The sequence below is a fragment of the Geodermatophilus sp. SYSU D01186 genome (assembly GCF_054050215.1).
Genome location: NZ_JBJGYW010000027.1, coordinates 36632 through 52419, shown reverse-complemented (window position 1 = coordinate 52419; position 15788 = coordinate 36632). Strand labels below are relative to the sequence as shown.

Sequence of the window (15788 nt, the reverse complement as noted above, 5' to 3'; positions counted from 1 at the left end):
CCGGACCCGACGGTGGGCGCGGCCGGCGCTGCGGACGGCGGTGGTGCTGCTCGTGACCGGGTGCGGGGCCGGGCGGGGCCGACGGGCTGCTCCCCTTCGAATAGGCGCTGGCCGCCGCGGGATGGGGGAGCGCCGACTGGTTCCTCGCGGGCAGCGACTGGGGCACCGGCGTCGGCTCGAGGAGATCCGGGAGTACGGCCGCGCGGTGACCGACGTGGTCGGCGTGCGGCTGTGGAGCGCCGAGGGCGACGGCACGTTCCTCGACCTCGCCTTCCTGCCCGCGGCCGCGCCGGTGGAGTCCGCACACGACGGACCGCCCGGCGGCTACCACGGGGACACCGAGGGTCAGAACTGGCAGGACGCGTGGCTCGCCCACCGCGGGCAGCGCGCCTTCGTCGTGGTCGGAGGCGGCGACGCGGTGCTCGCCGAGCAACCCTGGTGACCGCTCGGGCGCTCGCGGCCAGGGCGCTCGGCAGTCGGCCCGCGACGCCGCGTCAGGAGCGCGCTCCCTCGGCGTGGCGGGCGACGGACGACCGTGCGAGCGGATCGACGATCCCCAGACTGGGAGACGGGGCACCAGCCACGGGCCGACGGCGACCGCCACTGAGGACCGTCCGTGCGGCGCGGAGCAGCGTCCCCGATCCCGATCCCTCGTCCTGGCGGCCGGTGACCGCACCCGCCCGGACGATCGGCCGTGGTCGCGCGTCCGGAGCCGTGGGCCGAGCGCTTTCCGTGCAGCCGACCGGTGCGGACAGATGAGGGGGACACCGATGAACGTGGATCTCGGGTTCGACAGGGAAGCGCTCAGTGAGTTCATCGAGCGCGTCGGTGACGATGCCGCCGTCGGCCAGACCGTCTGGACCGCGACGACGCACTGGCGGCACGGCTTCCGGAGCGAGGCGGTCATCCGCTCGCACACGATCGCCATGGACGAGCCGACGCACCTGGGCGGCACGGACACGGCGCCGAACATGGTCGAGGTCGTCCTCGGGGCGTACGGCTGCTGCCTGACCACCGGGTTCGTCGCACAGGCCGGCTTGCTCGGCATCGATCTCGAACGCGTCGACATCCAGCTCTCGGGCGACCTCGACCTTCGTGTCTTCTTCGGCCTGCTCCCGCCGGAGGAGGTCTCCCCGGGCTACACGGAGGTCCGTGCCCTGATCACGCTCACGGCACCCGGTGCTGCCGAGGAGGAGCTCAGGCGGTTGCACTCCGCGGTCGTCGCGACGTCGCCCGTGGGGTCGATCATCTCGCGGCCGGTCAGGGTCGTGACCCAGCTCGAGTGCGCCTAGCGGATCCGGCGGGGCACCACCGGGGCGAAGACGGGTCGTGCCGGCCGGCCCAGGGGCCGGCCGGCACGACGGCGGATCAGGGGGTGGGATCGGGGAGGGGCCGCTCGCGTGCCACGGGCAGATCGAGGGCGGACGTCGCCTCACCGGGCAGCGGTGGCGGCGGTGCGGGCTCGGGCTCGGCGTGGATGCGGACGTCCTTCGACAGCAACACCGGGATGATCGACAGGAGGAAGACGACGCCCCCGACGATCCAGAGGGTGTCGAGCTGGCCGAGACCGGCCTCGGAGGTGTCGAGCCAACCCCCCGACGCGTTCACCAGGACGTACCCGAACGCGACCTGCAGGCCGGCCGCCACACCGTTGAGGGTGCCGGTCAGCTCCGGCTTGGCCACGCCCAGCCAGTAGGTGTTCAGGCTGCCCCAGAACAGCGGGTCGACCATGAAGCCGAGCATCCCGATGGCGAACAGCCAGGCCAGCCACGGCAGGTCGAGCAGACCGGCGGACAGGAACCCCACCGCGCCCAGCGCGGCACCGAGGACCATCGGCGGGCGGAGCCGGCCCCGGAACGGGCCGGCGACGGCCCGGCCGTGCCCGAAGGCGTAGAGGATGACCGGCACGGCGGCCAGCGGGGCCACGTAGGTCACCACGTCGGGGTCGATGCCCTGCAGGGTGATCAGGCCGTAGGTGCTCCACGTCCCGATGAGCCAGGTGGGCGTGGTGGCCAGGGCGCCAGCGACGACCATGAACAGCACGCTGCGCGACTTGAACACCTTGGCGATCTCGCGCAGGGGGACGTTGGCGCGGGCGGCCTCGTCGCGGCCGACGTTGATGTGCGCGAGCTCCTCGGCGCTGATGCCGGGCAGCTGGTCGGGCCGGTTCCGGGTGAACACCGCGATGGCGATGATCGCCGGGATGCCCAGCGCCGAGATGATGAGGAACGCCTCCTCCCACCCCCAGGTCGAGGCGATGGGCAGGGCGATCAGGGGGGCGACGACCGAGACGATCATCAGCGAGGCGACCCACGCCGCCGTCACCTTCGCCGTCTCGATCGGCGCGAACCAGACGGCGAGCATCCGCTGGCACGGCGCCCACAGGAAGCCGAAGAAGACGCCGAACAGCATGTTGCGCCAGTACATCTCGTCGACGGTCGTGACGAAGGCCATGCTGCCGCCGAGCACGGTGACGCCGGTGAGGCAGATCAGCAGCATCAGCCGCGGCCCGATCCGGTCGGCGAGCACCCCGGCGAGGAACAGCATCGGGAAGTAGCCGAGCAGGTACGACGCCGAGATGCTCGCGATCTGGGTGGCATCGGCCCCGAGGTCGGCCGCCCAGAAGGGCGTCAGGACGCTGAACTTGGCGGTGTCCAGCCACACGACGAAGTTCGTGTAGAGGACGGCGTAGAACACCCACCGCCGCTTTCCGTCGATCTTGATGGACGGTCGTGCCGCCCCGGTCGTCACACTCACTCCGGCTCCTGCCCGCAGGGGACCGCGCCCGACGCGCGTCCGTGAGGAGACCGCCCTGCACGGCGGTCCGGGAGGACTGTGGAGTGGGTCACAGCCAGCGACAATGGGACCGTGTCCATGGCGCGGCTCGCCGGGGTGTGCGGCCCGCGCCGCCCGTCCCGACGACCGCGTCATGTCGTGTCGCGGGCGATCTCCACGTGTCCCCGCCGGGGCGCTGGAGGCTGTCTGCACGTCGAGCGACCGGTGACGGATTCGGACGCTGCGGATCCGATACGGAGTGTTCCCATCCGACACGCAGCGTCGCGACCCGCTGGGAGGCGGCAGGGACTTTGGTCAGCAGTTGGGCGGAGAGCCTTTCCCGCCACGTCAGCGCCCACGTCTGATGGTTGCGCGCTCAAACAGTGGGCGCCTGACCGCACGGGGGATCCGTTGTCACTCGCCCAGCTCGACCCGCCCGCCCAGGACCGGTCCCTCGACCGACACCACCCGCCGCTCGCTCCCGTGCCTCTCCGGGTGTTGGTGGTCGACGACCACCGCGCCTTCGCCGAGATGCTGGCCCTCGCACTGCAGGCGGGCGGGATGGACGTGGTGGGGACGGCGTCATCCGCCGCGCAGGCCGTCTCGTCGGCCGAGCAGACGCAGCCCGACGTGGTGGTCATGGACATCCAGATGCCGCGCGAGGACGGGCTGTCCGCGGCCCGGCGGCTGCGCCAGGTCGCCCCCCGCGCGGTCATCGCGGTGGTCACCGCGCACCGGGACCCGGAGTGGGTGGTGCGCGCGACCCAGGCGGGGGCGTCGGCCTTCATTCCGAAGGACGGCTCGCTGGCGGAGATGCTCGACGTCCTCGGCCGGGTGCGGGCCGGCCAGATGCTGGTGGCCCCGTCCACGTTCTCCGCCGCGCCGACCGCCGGCAGCGGCCCGGCGCAACTGGAGGAGCCTCCCCCGCAGTTGACCCGCCGGGAGCAGGAGGTGCTCGACTGCCTGGGCCGGGGCATGCAGGTCAAGTCGATCGCCCGGGTCCTCGGCATCACCGTGGAGACCTGCCGGGGCTACGTGAAGGCCCTGCACAGCAAGCTCGGTGTCCGCTCCCAGCTCGAGGCGGTCGTCAAGGCCCAGGAGCTCGGGCTGCTGTCCGCAGCCGCGTGAGCGAGCACCAGCAGGCGGCCGACGCCCCGGGCGGCCGCACCCCGCTGCGCCGCCTCCCGATCCAGCGCTCCTCGGCCGCAGACCCTGGATCGGCGCCGGGCGCCGGGCGCCGGTCCGCGCCGCCCCTCGGCCGCTCGTCCGGTCACGGGGCGGGCGGTCAGGATCGGGGTCGGCCTGACGAGCTGACCGGACGGATCACGGTGCAGGACGAGACCGGCGGCCAGGTGCTGCACGTGACCGGCGACATGGACGCCGCGGTGCTGCAGCAGTTCACCCACCAGAACGCCCTGGACCGGCTGCGGATCCTCGCCGTCGACGTCGGCGAGCTGGGCTACATCGACTCCACGGGGCTGTCCTTCCTGGTGCGCTGGGCGGAGACCGCCCGGGCCGACGGCCGCCCGGCGCAGATCCGACGTGCGACGCACCGGTTCGGGCGGGTGCTCGAGCTCTCCGGCCTCACCCCGTTGTTCGAGCTGACGCCACGTGCCTCGCCGCCGGACCGGGCGCCGCAACCCGGCGGGTGACGCGGGCGGCCATCCAGGGGGTACCCAGCGTCATCGGCGGTGAGCGCGGACGGACGACGCACAGGGGGCCGGCGGGCCCGGTCCGCTGCGGTCCGAGCGGTTCTTGACCTGTCGGCCCGGGCGCAGGACGGTGTCGGCCTCACGCGGAACGTCCCGGTCGAGCCGACGGTGGCCCGCCCACTCGAGCGGCGCGGTGCCAGACCTCGCATCGCCTCGGCCCACACCGACGCCAGGCCGTTCCCGGAGGGGGCGGCATGGCCGGAACTCCGATGTCAGCCGACCGAACACGGCCGCCCGGCAGCCAGGACGCCATCGGCCGTCCGGGACTGCGCGGTCGTCGCGGCGGTGCTCGCAGACTTCCGGCCTCTGCCGAGCCGACGCGTCCGTCTCGACCTCCCGCCGAGAGCCTGGCGGTGATCCACGTGTCGAGGCGGCATCCCGGAAGGTGAGGACGATGACCACTGGTAGCGCCCGCCGCGGCGCCGTACTCCTCGCGGCTGCCTGTTCGGGTGTGGCCCTCCTCCCCGGCTGCGGGGACGACGTCACCGAGTCGAGCGACGCGGCGCCGGCCGAGAGCGGCACGTTCTCCAGCTCTTCCCAGGATCTGGGGAACGGCACCGTCACGACCTACGTCACGCTGGACGACGAGGGGCAACCGACGGAAGTGGGCGCCCGGTTGAGCCCGACGGCTCTCGACGGCCTGCCGACCTCGGGCACCACCCTGATGATCGACATGCCTGACGAGGCGGAGGCTACCGCGTTCGACCACCTCATGCTGAACTGGAATCCCCAGGGACACGAGCCCGCCGAACTGTTCGGCCGACCGCACTTCGACTTCCACTTCGCCATGCTCGACATGGCCGCGATGGAAGCGATCACGCCGAACGACCCGCAGTACGCGGCCAAGGCCGAACGGCTGCCGGAGACGCGGTACGTGCCACAGGACTACACCGTTCCCCCGGGTGCGCCCGCTGCTGCGCAGGCGGTGCCCAACATGGGCGTGCACCTCATCGACTCGAGCGACACCACCCTCGTCCCAGGCGAGTACGACTTCACCGAGATCATCATCAACGGGGTCTGGGACGGCCGTTACACCTTCATCGAGCCCATGATCACCCGGGACTGGCTCCTGACCGGCCCCAGCCTCGAGAAGCCCCTCAAGCAGCCGGCCGCGTATCAGGAGAGCGGCTACTACCCGACCACGTACGCCGTCCACGTCGACCAGCAGACGGAGGAGTACGTCGTCGCGCTCACCGACCTGACGATGCGCACCTCGTCGTAGACACCGGGAGCGGCCGGCGCCGCCGTCCAGACGACGGCGGTCAGGTCATGTCGACGGCGACCTTCAGCTGGCCGGGCCGCGGCACAGCCGCGGCGCTGAAGGCCGCCTGCACGTCGGCGACGGGGTGGACGTCGCTGACGTAGCAGCTCCGCAGGCCGGGGTGGGCCGCCAGGTGGGCGCCGGCCTCGGCCAGCACCCGCTGCCGCTCCCAGGTGACGCCCGAGCGCAGGGTCAGGTTCTTGCGCAGCAGGGTCATCATGTCGACCGGGTAGACGGGGTCGTCCGGGACGCCGAAGTAGAAGACCTGACCGCCGGGTGCCACGGCGTCCAGCGCCGGCTGCAGCGTCGAGATCTGGTGGCCGACCGCCTCCACGACCACCGACGGCCGGTCGGCGTCGGCCAGCGAGCCCGACCAGCGCTCGGCCCGGGCGGTGACGACCTCGTCGACGCCGAAGGCGGCCGCGACGTCGGTGCGGTCGACCGGGTCCACGCCGGTCACCCGGGCCGCGCCGCGGGCCTTGAGGACGTGGCTGAACAGCAGGCCGATCGGGCCCTGACCGATCACCGCCACCGCCTGCCCGGACACGTCGCCGAGCCGCTCCACGGCGTAGAGCACGCACGCCAGGGGCTGCAGCATGACCGCCGTGGTGGGCGGCAGGCCGGTGTCGTAGCGGGTCAGCCCGTCGCCGTCGGTGACCACGAGCTCGGCGATGCCGTCGAACATCGACGCCCAGCCGACGACGAGGTCGCCAGGGGAGTGGTCGGGGTGCCGGCTGGCGACGACCTCACCGACGATCTCGTGCAGCGGGAAACCCGGCGCCCGCGTGGCGCCCCAGCCGTCCTCGGCCGCCGGGTGCGGCCACACGGCGCCGCGGAAGTTGGGCAGGTCGCTGCCGCAGATGCCGCCGGCGCGGGTGGCCAGCAGCACGTGCCCGGGCGCCAGGGCGGCGGGATCCGGGGCGGCGACCTCGACCTGCTCGAAACGGAAGGGACCGCTGAGCGTCTGTGCCCACATGGGGTTCTCCGTCCTGCCGTCGTCGCCCGCCGCGTCAGCGGGCCTCGGCCCGGGACGGCGCGGCCACGCCGGACGGGTGGATCGCGCCCAGGCCGTGGTGACCGTTGCGGGCCTTCGCGGAGAGGTACCCGGCGTTCGCCTCCGACGCGTGCACGCCGGTGGGGACCCGGGCCGCCACGGTCACGCCGAGGCGCTCGAGCTGGGCGGCCTTGTCCGGGTTGTTGCTGAGGAGGGCGAGCGAGGACACGCCGAGTGCCCGCAGCATCTGGGCCGCGACCGTGTAGTCGCGCTCGTCGGGGGCGTGGCCGAGGGCGACGTTGGCCTCGTAGGTGTCCAGGCCGGTGTCCTGCAGCGCGTAGGCGTCGAGCTTGTCGTAGAGACCGATGCCGCGCCCCTCCTGCCGGAGGTAGAGCAGGTAGCCGCCGGCGACGGTGATCCGCTCGGCCGCTTCCCGCAGCTGCGGGCCGCAGTCGCAGCGCTGGCTGCCGAAGACGTCCCCGGTCAGGCACTCGCTGTGCGGGCGGACCAGCGGGAGGGCCGCCGGGGTGCCGAGCGCGAACGCCAGGTGCTCCCGGCCGTCGACGAGGCCGCGGAAGCTGGTGACGAGGGCCGTGGTGGTGTAGCCGTCGGGGAAGCGCAAGGGGATCCGCACCTGGGTGCGGATCGCCGCGTCGGCCGGGCGGGGTGCCATCAGCCCTCTCCGGCGGCGTCGTCGGCGCAGAACCTCTCGGACAGCGCGTACCGGAGCAGCACGACGTCACCGATCTGCCGGACGCCGGCCAGGGTCGCCCGGCGGTGGGCGTTCCAGGGGAACCGGCCGTCGCCGACGAGCCGGGGTGCGCGGGAGTCGCCCACGAACAGCGGCGCCACCACGAGGTGCAGTTCGTCCACGAGGTCGGCACTGAGGAACTGGGTGAGGACGTTCCCGCCGCCCTCCACCATCACCCGGTCGACCCCCCGGGCCGACAGGTGCTCCAGGACCTCGCCCACGTCGACGTCCCGCGCCGGGCCGGTGTCGACGACGGTCGCGACCGCACCCAGCCGGGCCCGGACGTCGTCGACGACCCGGTTGGGGCAGAAGACGATCTTGTCGGAGTCGCCGGTGGTGAAGAAGGCCGCCGTCGCGGCCAGGTCGCCCCGCCGGGTGAGCGTGACCTTGACCGGTGAGGCGGGGAACCCGCGCGACAGCCGCTCGGCGCGCCGGGCCGGGGAACGGACCAGCAGGCGCGGGTTGTCGTTCCGCACGGTGGCGGCACCGACGAGGATCGCGTCGCAGCGGGCCCGCTCGGCGTCGACCCGGTCGAAGTCGGCGGCGTTGGACAGCTGCAGCCGGGCGGCGTCCGTGCTGTCCAGGTAGCCGTCGATCGACATGCCGCAGCTGAGCAGGGTGTAGGGCCGATCAGCCATGTGCCGCACCGTCCTCTCGGGTCGCGCTCTGCAGGCAGCCGGCCTCCGCGGCCCGTCGGGGGGCCGGGAGCCGGGGACCCCGCGGCCCCGGCTGCCGCCGGGCCGCGAGCAGCACGACGGCGCCGGGGAGCACCGCCACCAGGGTCAGCACGCCGAAGGCGGTGGCGACCGATGCACCCGCGGCCGCCCCCCACGGGGTGGCCGCGAAGACCCACGCGGCCACCCCCTCACGGGGCCCCCACCCGCCGACGTTGAGCGGGATCGCGGCGGCCAGCAGCACGACCAGCGCCAGCGGCAGCAACTCCAGCGCGGGGCCGTCCACCCCGGCGGCGCGGGCGGCGAGCAGGAACGTGCCCAGGTGCCCGCCGACCACGAGGAGGGACGCGAGCAGGACCGGTCGCGCGGTGGCCGGCTGCAGCAGGACGCCGCGGGCCTCGGCCCCGGCCGTGCGGAGGGCCCCGGCAGGCCGGGACGCACCGTGCCGCGCCACGCCGCGGCCCGTGAGCAGGAGGACGCCTCCGGCCACCGCGACCGCGGTGGCGACCGCGGGCACCGCCGCGGGCACCGGTGAGGGGAGGGTCAGCAGCACCGCGACCGCCACCGCCGCCTGGACCGCCTGGCCCGCGACGCGCTCCCAGACGACGGCGCGCAGCCCGCGGCCGAGATCGCCGGCGTCGAGGCCGTGCCGCAGCCCCCGGTGGACGTCGCCGAGCACACCGCCGGGCAGCGCGCTGTTGAGGAACTGCGACCGGTAGTAGGCGGCGGTCGCGGCCGGCAGCGGCAGGCCGACGCCGAGCGCCGCGGCCACGACCCGCCAGCGCCAGGCGGAGCAGACCGTGGTCGCGGCGCCGATGGCGAGCGCGGTGAGCAGCGTGCCGGGGCCGAGGCCGCGCAGGCCGTCGACGAAGGGTTCCGCGCCCAGCCACCGGACCAGGACGGCGAGGATCAGGACACCCCCCAGGAGGCGTGCCCCGGCCCACGCGCGTCGTCTCACGCCATCGGTCTCCGTCCCTGTCACTGGACTGCACGGATCCGTGGCGCATCCGGTTCACCCCCGACCGCGGACAGGACGCCGCGGACGCGCTCGCCGGTGCACCGCCAGGCCGGCAGGCACTCCCTGCGGCGCAGTGCGGCGTCCCGGAGGCGGTCGCGCAGCGCGGCGTCGGTGAGCCAGCGGGCGAGGGCGGCCGCGAGCGCACCGGGGTCCTCCGGGGGGACGAGGAGGCCGGGCCGGCCCGCCGCGGTGGTGCCCACGGCCTCCCGGACGCCGCCCACGGCGGTCGCGAGCACGGGCACGCCGGCGGCCAGGGCCTCGGGGACCACCATGCCGAACGTCTCCGCCCGCGAGGGGAGGACGAGCAGGTCGGCGTCCCCGTACTCGCGGCGCAGCGCCGCCCCGGTGCGGGTCCCCGGCATCCGGACGCGGTCGGCGATGCCGGTGGCCGTCGCTGCGCGCGCCAGCGCCGAGACGAAGTCGGGGTGCCGGTCGAGCGGGCCCACCAGGCTGCAGCGCCAGGGGAGGCCGGTCAGGGTCCCCAGTGCCTCCAGCAGCAGGTCCTGGCCCTTGAGCCGCGACAGGGTGCCGACGCACAGCAGCCGCCCGCCGCCGGTCGTCCGGGGGCTCACGGGCGCCGGCTCGGTACCCGGGTGGGCGACGTGCACCCGGCCCGCCGGCAGCCGGTACCGCTCGAGCACCCGTCGGCGGGTCCAGTCGCTGGTCGTGACGACGGCCCGCGCGCTGCCGAGCACCGCCGACTCGTCGTCCTCCGCGACGGCCACGCCGTCGAGGTCCCCACCGTCGAGGTGCACGCCGCCGAAGAGCATGTGCACCAGGACCACGAGCCGCAGCCGCCGCGCCCGGGGCACGAGCACCGCACGGGCGGCGGAGGCGACCAGCCCGTCGACGAGGACGAGGGCGTCGTCCGGCAGGACGTCGAGCGACCGCGCGAGGGCGGCCTGCGCCGGCGCGTCGGGTCGTGGCCACGAGCCCTCGGCGGCGATCTCGGTGACGCTCCACCCGGCGTTCCGCAGCGCGGCGCAGACCTCGCGGTCGTACCGGTTGCCGCCACTGATCCGCGCGGGGTCGTGGATGCCGGCCGGGACGACGACGTGGACCGCGCTCACAGGGGCCGGTCGTAGCTCGCCCAGGCGACGTGCGACTCGTGGAGGGTGACCGCGAGACCCTCCAGCCTGACCCCGCCGGGCCCCAGCGCGCCGTCGCGGATCCGCAGCGCCATCCGGTCGGCGACCACGCGCGCCAGGACCTCGGTCGTGGTGTTCGTGCCGGCGAGGTCCGGGTCGTCGTCGAGGTTGCGGTAGGTCAGCGCCCCGAGCACCTCGTGCAGCAGGGCGGCGGCCGCGCCGATGTCGACGACCACCCCGTCGGCGTCCAGCTCGGCGCCGCGGAACGTGGCGTCCACGACGTAGGTCGCGCCGTGCAGTTGCTGGGCCGGGCCGAACACCCCGCCCGTGAAGCTGTGCGCGATCATCATGTGGTCACGGACCGTCACGCTGAACACGGGCGTCCTCCTGGTCGTAGGCGATCGTGTGGCACAGGGCCGGCAGGCGGCCGTCGGCCAGCCGCGCCATCACGTCGGGCAGGTCGTCGAACGGCGAGGACCCGGTGAGCAGCGCGTCGAAGGCCGGGTCCCGCAGCACGTCGAGGGCGAGCGCCAGCCGGTCCCGGTGGCTCCGCGAGCTCCGGCGCGCCGGCGCCACGGTGCCGACCTGGCTGGCCCGCAGGTCCAGCCGGCGGGAGTGGAAGGCGCCGCCGAGCGCCACCGTCACCTCGCGGTCGCCGTACCAGCTCAGCTCGAGCGCGGTGCCCTCGGCCCGGAGCAGGCCGAGCGCCAGCTGCAGGCCCGCGGCGGTCGCGCTGGCGTGCACCACGAGGTCGCGGTCGCCCGCGGCGTCCCCCGGCGCGACGAGGGGCACACCGAGCCGGGCGGCCACCTCGGCCCGGCTCGCGTCGACGTCGACCAGTTCGACGTCGACGCACGGGAACCGCGCCAGCAGCCGCGCGACGCAGCACCCGACCATGCCGGCGCCGACCACGGTGACGCGGTCACCGAGCAGGGGCGGGGCGTCCCACAGCGCGTTGACCGCGGTCTCGACCGTGCCGGCGAGCACGGCGCGCCGGGCCGGGACGCCGTCCGGGACGGGGACGACGGCGGTCGCGGGCACGACGTAGGCCGTCTGGTGCGGGTACAGGCAGAAGACGGTCCGGCCGAGGAGATCGGCGGGGCCGCGCTCCACGACCCCGACATTGAGGTAGCCGTACTCGACCGGGCCCGGGAAGTCGCCGGCCTGGAAGGGGGCACGCATGACCTCGCGCTGGCTCTCGGGCACCTCGCCGCGGAAGACGAGGGTCTCGGTCCCCCGGCTGATCCCCGAGTGCAGCGCCCGCACGACGACGTCGAGCGGGCCCGGCTCGGGGAGCCGCACCGGCCGGATCTCCCCGGCTCCGGGTTCCCGCAGCCAGAAGGCGCGGGCTCCGTCGGTCACCGCGGGGACCCGAGCGCCTGCGGGTCGACGCCGTCGGTGAACGCGTCGAGGAAGCGGTCGCGGAAGGCGTCCATGGGCCACACCGGCGCGGCGGGGCCCGGCAGCAGCCCCTCCTGCCACTCCCAGCCGGCGAGGCGGTCGAGCACCGCGGGGTCCGAGGCCACGACGGAGACGGGGACCTCGTGCGTGGCGTCGGGTCCGGTGACCACGGTGAGCGGCTGGTGGTCACCGAGCAGGACGAGGACGAGGTCGTCGTCCGGCTGGGCGGCGACCCACTCGACGACCGCCTGCAGGGAGTACTCGATGGACTGCCCGTACAGCCGGCGGACGGTGTCCGGGTCGCGCCAGGCCTCGTCCGGCGACGGGCCCCGGGCGGGCATGGGGTCGAAGACGGAGCCGTCGCCGACCTGGTCCCAGGGCACCATGGTCGGCAGCGGGGTCCACGGCTGGTGCGAGGAGATGAGGTCGATCTCGGCCATCACGGGGGGACCCCCCGGGGCGAGCTCGAGCCGCTGGAAGGCGGCCAGGGTGTACTGGTCGGGCATCGTGACCCAGCTGAACCCCGGGCCCTGGTAGCCGAGGTCGTACCGGCCGTAGACCTGGTCGTAGTGGTAGAAGGCCGTGCCCTCCGGCCACGGCTGGTCGTTGGCGGGGTTGACGCTGACGGTGCGCCACCCCGCCCGGCCGAAGGCGCTGGCCAGCGTCCGCCGGTCGCTGGCGAGCAGTTGTTCGTAGCGCGCCTGGCTGTCGATCCACAGCCCCGACTGCAGGGTCGCGTGGGCCAGCCAGCTCTGCCCGCCGAAGGTCGGGGAGTCCAGGAAGGCGCTGCGCGCCTCGATCCCGGCCCGGGCCAGCCGGCTGGTGCCGTCGCGCAGGACGGCGGTGACGCCCGGCGCCATCGGGGAGCCCTGGACGGCGACCCGTCCGTAGCTCTCGACGAAGGCCACGACGACGTCCTTGCCGCGCAGGCCGGCCAGCAGGTCCGCCCCGGGGAGGCCGGCGGACGGGTCGGCGGCCCGGGTGGCCGCCTCGAAGCGTTGCTGGTCCCGGACGGCGGCGCCGACGTCGCGGCCGTGCGCCACGGCCAGCGCGGCGGTGCCGGCCGAGGCGACGGGACCGGCCGGCGCCAGTTGCAGCGACAGCGCGGCGGACACCACCCACACCAGGCCCAGGACGGCGACCCCGGAGGCGGAGCGGCGCCGGTGGCGGGCGGTGCCGCTGCTGAGCCGGACGGTCGAGGCGACGACGACGGCGACCAGCAGCACGACGGCGAGACCGGCGAGGACGACGGCGACGACGGTGGCCGCCGTCCCGATCGAGTCGCGCAGCACCCCGATCGCCGGCGCGAAGGTGCCCCCGTCGAGGACGGGGTTGAACGGCCGGTTGAGCTGCGCGGTGAAGCCGGCGTCGAGGAGCTTGACGAGCGTGAGCAGGCCGAGCGCGACCCCCGCCGCGGCCGCCACGACCCGTCGGGCCCGGGCCGGGAGCACCAGTGCGACCGCGACCAGCGCCAGGCCCTCCAGGGGGATGCGGGCGAAGGCGGCGGGGGTGAGCTGGTCGAGGCGGGGCGGCGCGACGAGGACGGCCCAGACGACCGCGCCCGCGACCAGCGTGGTGGCCGACCGCAGCGCCCGGCGGGAGCGCGGGCCCGCGCCGGTCCGGTACAGCCAGACGACGCTGCGGCCGAAGGACTCGGCCAGCAGCACCAGCGCGACGCCCACGGCGAGCGCGGCGACCGGCCGCGGCAGCACCCCGGAGACCGCGGCGGTGAGCACGATGCCCTGGACGGCGGCGACCACCTTGCCCCAGAACCGGGGGGGCAGCGGTGCGGCCAGCCACGGGACCAGCCACCCCGCGACCAGCAGCACGTACCGGGCGGCGCCGATGGCCAGCACCCAGCCGCCGAGCTCCCGGGACGCCGCGACGCTCAGCGCCAGGATGAGGAAGGCGTCGACCTCACCGTCGAAGCGGGCCCCGAACGGCGTCACGGTCCCGGTGCGGCGCGCCACCCGCCCGTCCACGCTGTCGAGCACGAGCGCGACGCAGGAGAGGACGACCAGCGCGGGGACCGGCAGCGGACGGCCGACGGAGTCGGCGACCAGCCCCGCGACCCCCGCGCTGAGCAGCGCCCGGGTCAGGGTGACCCGGTCCGGCGGGAGGATCGGCTGCTCCCTGCGGGTGCGGCCGGCCGCCAGCAGCGCGGTCGCCGTCCAGCCGGACGCCAGGCCGACGCCCCATCCGGCCGGACCGAGGCCCGTGGTCAGGGAGAGGACGCCGAGCAGCGCGGGCGTGGCGAGCGTGCCGGACGCCGTCTCCACCCGAACCGAGCGCACGGCACCTCCGTGACGATCCGCTGCCGTCACCCTGGAGCACGGACCTGCCGGCGGAACGGTTCAGCCGGGGGACCGGCCTGCGACGTCCAGCTGGTGGGCCAGGTAGACCAGCTCCCCGTCGGCGAGCTGGCGGCGGCGGACGGCGAGCCAGTCCGCGAGGCCCGACGGCGCCGCCGGCCCCTCCAGGGCGTCCTGCACCGTCTGGAGGATCGCCTCGACGAAGTAGGCCTCGTCACCGGGGTAGGTGCCGTCCGGGCCGGCCAGCACGACCCAGTCGGAGGAGCCCGCCGACAGCGGGGGCGCGCCGGCGGCCCGGAGATGGCCGAACAGGTGGCGGCCCGTGCGGCTCTCCCCGGCCGACCGGCCGTAGCGGACGCGGTGGTCCATGGTGCGGTGGTAGGCGCCGATGACCTCGTCGTCGGCGGGGTGCTCGGGCTGGAAGACGCTCTCGCCGTCGAAGTTCACCGTGAACCAGTAGGTGCCGCCCGGGAGCAGCAGCCGCAGCAGTCCGGGCAGGACGGCCGGCACGTCCACCAGGTCCAGGAAGGCGTTGGCGATCAGCAGGTCCGCCGGTGCCCCGTTCCCGCTCTCCAGGTGGCGGCCGAGCTCGGCCTCGACGAGGCGCACCCGGAGGTCGCCCAGGCGCACGCCGTCCGGCAGCGGTTCGGCGTCGAGGCCGCGGGTGCCCGCCCAGCCGCAGAGCCACGCGCGGGAGTCCTGCAGCAGCCGGCGGTCGACGTCCAGCAGGGTGTACTCGCCGGCGGTGACGACCCGCCACTCCAGCAGCCGGGCCACCATCGTCCCCAGGCCGGCGCCGATCTCCAGCACCCGGAGGCGGCCGGGCGGGACCAGGCGGCGCAGCTCGTCCAGCACGGAGCGGTTGAGGGCCCGGTCGTCGACGCTCTTCTTCGCCGCCAGGTAGCGGCTGTAGGCGTAGGTCATCGCTTCTCGGCCACCACCGCGAACTTGCGCACCCGCCCGCGGCCCAGCCAGTCGCGCCACAGCTCGTGGGCCGCGATCAGCTCGGTCAGGGCCTGCCCCCCGACCTGCGGGGCGATGACGCTCGACCGGGCGCGGAACTCCCGCAGCAGGGACGCCGCCGTCGCGGAGTGCGCGGCGCTGCACTCCTCCTGCCAGGTCACCGCCAGCCCGGCCTCGTCCAGCAGGGCGGTCATCTCCGCGATCTCGAGGAGCCAGACGGTGTCGGCGTCGGGCATGCGGACGCGTTCGTCCGCCGTGAGCGGCGCGCCCTCCTCGAGGGTGAAGGCGAACCGGCCGCCGGGCTCCAGGACGGAGGACACCTCGGCCAGCACGGCGCGCTTGTCGGGGAAGGCCAGCATCGTCTCCAGGAGGAGGACGACGTCGAAGGGGCCGTCCGGCAGCGGCGGGACCTGCGCGCACGCGAAGGCGCACGGCAGGTCCCCGGCCAGGCCGCGGGCGATCTCCACGGCGCTCGCAGAGGAGTCCAGCCCCAGGTAGTGACAGCCGAGCTCGGCCACGATCAGCCGGCCCGGGCCGGCCACCCCGCAGCACAGGTCGAGGACGGAGACGCCGGGGCCGATGCCGGCCCGGCAGGCCAGCCGGCGGATCTCGGCGGCCCGCATGAAGCTCTCCTGGCCGACGTACTCGCCCGCGGGGTAGGCGGCCTCCCGTGCCTGCTGCAGCCCCGCGACGAAGGGGGCACGCTGGTCCTGCCTCACCGCCCGGGGCTCACGGTCGTCCCGCGGCGGGTGTGCGTGCACGGGCCTCGTGCGGACGCCGGCCGGCGGGCCGGGCGGGACGGGTCTGCCATGTGCGCCTCCGGAACTCCCTCGCCCATG

16 protein-coding genes are annotated in these 15788 nt (G+C 75.1%); 5 read left to right on the top strand and 11 right to left on the bottom strand.

Annotated elements, in window-relative coordinates; all coding sequences use genetic code 11:
- Positions 1-205: 205 nt before the first annotated feature.
- The gene (locus tag ACI784_RS18630; RefSeq protein ID WP_457014475.1) at positions 206-442 is read left to right on the top strand and encodes a hypothetical protein; all 237 of its coding nucleotides are present in this window, start codon (positions 206-208) and stop codon (positions 440-442) included.
- A gap of 328 nt (positions 443-770) precedes the next feature.
- Positions 771-1292 (top strand): OsmC family protein, encoded by a 522-nt coding sequence (locus ACI784_RS18625; protein WP_457014474.1) that lies wholly within the window; start codon positions 771-773, stop codon positions 1290-1292.
- Positions 1293-1368: 76 nt separating this feature from the next.
- Here the strand turns inward: ACI784_RS18625 and ACI784_RS18620 are convergent, their stop codons facing one another.
- Positions 1369-2757 carry an MFS transporter gene (locus ACI784_RS18620; RefSeq protein WP_456924734.1) on the bottom strand — a complete coding sequence of 463 codons (1389 nt, stop codon included), beginning with the start codon at positions 2755-2757 and terminating at the stop codon, positions 1369-1371.
- 501 nt (positions 2758-3258) lie between these two features.
- Here ACI784_RS18620 and ACI784_RS18615 point away from each other — a divergent pair.
- From ACI784_RS18615 to ACI784_RS18605, 3 genes are all read left to right on the top strand, one after another.
- A complete protein-coding gene (locus ACI784_RS18615; protein WP_457014473.1) occupies positions 3259-3903 on the top strand; it encodes a response regulator in 645 nt (214 codons plus the stop codon).
- A gap of 200 nt (positions 3904-4103) precedes the next feature.
- Complete coding sequence (locus tag ACI784_RS18610) at positions 4104-4427, top strand: STAS domain-containing protein (RefSeq protein WP_457014472.1); 324 nt, start codon at positions 4104-4106, stop codon at positions 4425-4427.
- Between the two features lie 454 nt (positions 4428-4881).
- Positions 4882-5709 carry a DUF5602 domain-containing protein gene (locus tag ACI784_RS18605; RefSeq protein ID WP_457014471.1) on the top strand — a complete coding sequence of 276 codons (828 nt, stop codon included), beginning with the start codon at positions 4882-4884 and terminating at the stop codon, positions 5707-5709.
- 40 nt (positions 5710-5749) lie between these two features.
- On the opposite strand, the gene ACI784_RS18600 is transcribed toward ACI784_RS18605, so the two are convergent.
- Genes ACI784_RS18600 through ACI784_RS18555 form a run of 10 tightly spaced genes read right to left on the bottom strand, consistent with a single transcriptional unit; the run spans position 5750 to position 15668 of the window.
- Positions 5750-6724, bottom strand: a complete 975-nt coding sequence (locus tag ACI784_RS18600) for a zinc-binding dehydrogenase (protein ID WP_457014470.1) — start codon at positions 6722-6724, stop codon at positions 5750-5752.
- 34 nt (positions 6725-6758) lie between these two features.
- Positions 6759-7415, bottom strand: coding sequence for a GTP cyclohydrolase II (locus ACI784_RS18595; RefSeq protein ID WP_457014469.1), 657 nt, complete (start codon positions 7413-7415; stop codon positions 6759-6761).
- Positions 7415-8131, bottom strand: coding sequence for a RibD family protein (locus ACI784_RS18590; RefSeq protein ID WP_456924725.1), 717 nt, complete (start codon positions 8129-8131; stop codon positions 7415-7417). Before ACI784_RS18590 ends, ACI784_RS18595 begins: the two co-directional genes overlap by 1 nt.
- Positions 8124-9125, bottom strand: a complete 1002-nt coding sequence (locus ACI784_RS18585; protein ID WP_457014468.1) for a lysylphosphatidylglycerol synthase transmembrane domain-containing protein — start codon at positions 9123-9125, stop codon at positions 8124-8126. The genes ACI784_RS18590 and ACI784_RS18585 overlap by 8 nt, the downstream gene beginning before the upstream one ends.
- A gap of 20 nt (positions 9126-9145) precedes the next feature.
- A complete protein-coding gene (locus ACI784_RS18580; protein ID WP_457014467.1) occupies positions 9146-10255 on the bottom strand; it encodes a glycosyltransferase family 4 protein in 1110 nt (369 codons plus the stop codon).
- On the bottom strand, positions 10252-10650 hold the full coding sequence (locus ACI784_RS18575; protein WP_457014466.1) for a 6-pyruvoyl trahydropterin synthase family protein: 399 nt from the start codon (positions 10648-10650) through the stop codon (positions 10252-10254). Before ACI784_RS18575 ends, ACI784_RS18580 begins: the two co-directional genes overlap by 4 nt.
- The gene (locus ACI784_RS18570; protein ID WP_457014465.1) at positions 10628-11635 is read right to left on the bottom strand and encodes a zinc-dependent alcohol dehydrogenase; all 1008 of its coding nucleotides are present in this window, start codon (positions 11633-11635) and stop codon (positions 10628-10630) included. The genes ACI784_RS18575 and ACI784_RS18570 overlap by 23 nt, the downstream gene beginning before the upstream one ends.
- Complete coding sequence (locus ACI784_RS18565; RefSeq protein ID WP_457014464.1) at positions 11632-13968, bottom strand: CDP-alcohol phosphatidyltransferase family protein; 2337 nt, start codon at positions 13966-13968, stop codon at positions 11632-11634. The genes ACI784_RS18570 and ACI784_RS18565 overlap by 4 nt, the downstream gene beginning before the upstream one ends.
- Positions 13969-14028: 60 nt before the next feature.
- Positions 14029-14910, bottom strand: a complete 882-nt coding sequence (locus tag ACI784_RS18560; RefSeq protein ID WP_457014463.1) for a hypothetical protein — start codon at positions 14908-14910, stop codon at positions 14029-14031.
- The gene (locus tag ACI784_RS18555) at positions 14907-15668 is read right to left on the bottom strand and encodes a class I SAM-dependent methyltransferase (protein ID WP_457014462.1); all 762 of its coding nucleotides are present in this window, start codon (positions 15666-15668) and stop codon (positions 14907-14909) included. The genes ACI784_RS18560 and ACI784_RS18555 overlap by 4 nt, the downstream gene beginning before the upstream one ends.
- Positions 15669-15788 lie beyond the last annotated feature (120 nt).